At 32.6% G+C, this 3,293-nt stretch carries 4 protein-coding genes; all 4 read right to left on the bottom strand.

Translation table 11 applies throughout. The features are described 5' to 3' along the window. Positions 1–721, bottom strand: a 721-nt coding sequence (locus B0A66_RS22555; protein ID WP_123868288.1) for a DUF2931 family protein, incomplete at its 3' end; no start/stop codon positions are given. A gap of 24 nt (positions 722–745) precedes the next feature. Further along, positions 746–1,915, bottom strand: a complete 1,170-nt coding sequence (locus B0A66_RS22560) for a DUF2931 family protein (RefSeq protein ID WP_089052094.1) — start codon at positions 1,913–1,915, stop codon at positions 746–748. Positions 1,916–1,939: 24 nt separating this feature from the next. Then, on the bottom strand, positions 1,940–3,088 hold the full coding sequence (locus B0A66_RS22565; RefSeq protein WP_089052095.1) for a DUF2931 family protein: 1,149 nt from the start codon (positions 3,086–3,088) through the stop codon (positions 1,940–1,942). A gap of 24 nt (positions 3,089–3,112) precedes the next feature. Then, a partial coding sequence (locus tag B0A66_RS23040; protein ID WP_208862621.1) for a hypothetical protein occupies positions 3,113–3,293 on the bottom strand: 181 nt, incomplete at its 5' end.

Raw genomic sequence — 3,293 nt, forward strand, 5'->3', positions numbered from 1 at the left:
TAATGCTACCATCTTTTGTATAACCCGAAATGGCTATACTATAATCTTTTCTATTTTCATCTTCAGTACTAAAAACAATATCATACTCATATTGTTTTTCTCCTTTTTCCCAAATATCGTATGGAATTCCGTACAAATAACGAAATATATTTACCTTACCGTTTAAAAATTCTTTCGACGCTAAGATTTTTGATTCTATTCTCTCAGCTTCCTCACTCTCTCTATATATACCAAGACTTTTTACTTTAAATTTGCATATTTCAGTACTTGCCTGTCCACCTTGTAGCCAAACTGTAACATTCCCTCCCGGAGCCATGCCTGTAGTTATCATTCCATATCTTACTAAACCAAAAGGATCCATAACATCTTTTTTGAAAAGGACTATCATTTTTTCTCTAGGTAGTTTATATCCTCCACTGTAATAATATCCGTCATTGGCACAGATCCATTTTACAGAAACACTATCAGGAACAGGTTTATATTTTTCACCACCACTATAACTACTGCTTGTAATTCCCCAACCCGGATCAAAACCAATGTTTGCAGAAGCACCACCAATACTTTTACCATTATAAAAATATTCTACAAATGGTCCACCATTACCATAATACTTAGGAGCAGACAAACCTGCACTCCATTCAAAAGTGTCTTTTGGCTGGCAACCTAAAAATAAAAAAGTCACCAGTAAACTGAACAAATAATAAATTTTTCTATGGCTCATAACGCTCTCGCTTAAATTGTAGTTTTATTTCTCCTGCCAATATTCAAAATCTGTTGGTTTTATTAATGCTTCTCTGCCTTCCCATTTAGGGAACACAAAACCTTTGGGAAGTGAGTATTTTGAAACTGGATATTCTTTCTTTTCTAAATTAAATTTAGCAGCTCTGAATTTCATAATTTCTATTTTACCCTTAGAATTACCAAACCATAATCTTCCAAATGTATATGCTTCATTTTCTGAAACCTTATCCATTCCCACAATAAGAACTACATTTTTTCCATATTTTTTTTCAAACTGTAATAATTGAGTTTCTAAATTATTTGGTAATGTTACTAGTGTTTCATACCATTCTAAACCATCTTGCGAATGCCATCGTATCCAAAATTGTACAGGTAGCTTTTTATCTTTTTTTACAATATAATCTATGTTTTCATTCCATTTTACATGTGGTATAGGTCTTTTGTTGGAATATATAACACTACCATCTTTTGTAATACCTAAAATAGCGATACTATAATCATTTCTATTTTCATCTTCACTGCTAAAAACAATATCATACTCATATTTTTTTTCTCCTGTTTCCCAAGTATCGTATGGAATTCCATATAAATAATGGAAAATATTTGACTCTTTAAATCCTTCAGAAACTTCTCGATGTTTTTTAATATATTTATTGTAATCTGGATCATTTTCTTTCCATACTCCTTTATTTACTACTTTAAACTTACAGATCTCTGTACTGGCCTGTCCACCTTGTAGCCAAACTGTAACGTTTCCTCCCGGAGCCATGCCTGTAGTTATCTTTCCATATCTTACTAAACCAAAAGGATCCATAACATCTTTTTTGAAAAGGGCTATCATTTTTTCTCTAGGTAGTTTATATCCTCCTTCGTATTCATATCTATCCGAAGCACAAACCCAGTTAACAAAAATACTGTCAGGAACAGGCTTAAATTTTTTACCACCGCTATAACTACTGCTGGTTATTGTCCAACCCAAATCTGCTCCAGTGCCAATAGAAGCACCTCCAACACTTTTACCTTGATAAAAAAATTCAACAAAAGGTCCAGAAGATCCATAATGCCTAGGTCCAGACAAACCTGCACTCCATTCAAAAGTGTCTTTTTCCTGGCAACCTAAAAATAAAAAAGTCACCAGTAAGCTGCACAAATAATAAATTCTTCTACGGTTCATAACGCTCTCGCTTAAATTATACTTTTATTTCTCCTGCCAATATTCAAAATCTGTTGGTTTTGTTAATGCTTCTCTACCTTCCCACTTAGGGAACACAAAGCCTTTGGGAAGGGAATAATATGGATATGTTCTTTTTGTTTTCCCATCATACTTCTCTAATTGAAAAGTCATAATCTTATCGCTAGAACTATTATTAACTAAATAAATATTACCATCCACTGCGTTTTTTCCAGTATTATTTTTTATTGTTATTAAAAGTTTGTCGCATTTCTTTTTTAAAAACATACTTAATAAATTTTGAGGTAAAACAATATTTCCGCTAAACCATTCCTTTTCATCTTTAGAATACCATTGAAGATGAAACTCTACAGGCAGTTTGTACTGATGCTTTACTCTAACTTTTTTATTATTTACTACCATATCTGAACCCCATGGAAGAAATGAATTTGTATCATTCAACTCAAACCATGATCCATCTTTAGTATAAAAAATCATATCATAATCATACTTTTCTTCACTGCTAAAAACAATATCATACGCATATTTTTTTTCTCCTGTTTCCCAAATATTATATGGAATGCCATGTAAATAATGAAAAATATTTGACTCTTTAAATCCTTCAGAAACTTCTCGATGTTCTTTAATATATTTATTATAATCTGGATCATTTTCTTTCCATACTCCTTTATTTACTACTTTAAACTTACAGATCTCTGTACTTGCCTGTCCACCTTGTAGCCAAACTGTAACATTTCCTCCCGGAGCCATGCCTGTAGTTATCTTTCCATATCTTACTAAACCAAAAGGATCCATAACATCTTTTTTGAAAAGGGCTATCATTTGTTTTCTAGGTAGTTTACAACCTCCTTCGTATTCATATCTATCCGAAGCACAAACCCAATTAACAAAAATACTGTCAGGAACAGGCTTAATTTTTTTACCACCGCTATAACTACTGCTGGTTATTGTCCAACCCAAATCTGCTCCATTACCAATAGAAGCACCACCAACACTTTTACCTTGATAAAAAAATTCAACAAAAGGTCCAGAAGATCCATAATGCTTAGGTCCAGACAAACCTGCACTCCATTCAAAAGTGTCTTTTTCCTGACAACTTAAAAATAAAAAAGTCACCAGTAAGCTGCACAAATAATAAATTCTTCTACGGTTCATAACGCTCTCGCTTAAATTGTAGTTTTATTTCTCCTGCCAATATTCAAAATCTGTTGGTTTTATTAATGCTTTTCTACCTTCCCACTTAGGGAACACAAAACCTTTGGGAAGCGAGTATTTTGAAACTGGATATTCTTTCTTTTCTAAATTAAATTTAGCGGCTCTGAATTTCATAATTTCTATTTTACCCTTAGAATTACCAAAC

The sequence above is a fragment of the Flavobacterium hercynium genome (genome assembly GCF_002217285.1).
Classification (GTDB): domain Bacteria; phylum Bacteroidota; class Bacteroidia; order Flavobacteriales; family Flavobacteriaceae; genus Flavobacterium; species Flavobacterium hercynium.

Excerpts from the sequence above, each read along its gene's own strand:
- B0A66_RS22560 (WP_089052094.1), bottom strand. The coding sequence starts at position 1,915 with ATGAACCGTAGAAGAATTTATTATTTGTGCAGCTTACTGGTGACTTTT.
- B0A66_RS22565 (WP_089052095.1), bottom strand. The coding sequence starts at position 3,088 with ATGAACCGTAGAAGAATTTATTATTTGTGCAGCTTACTGGTGACTTTT.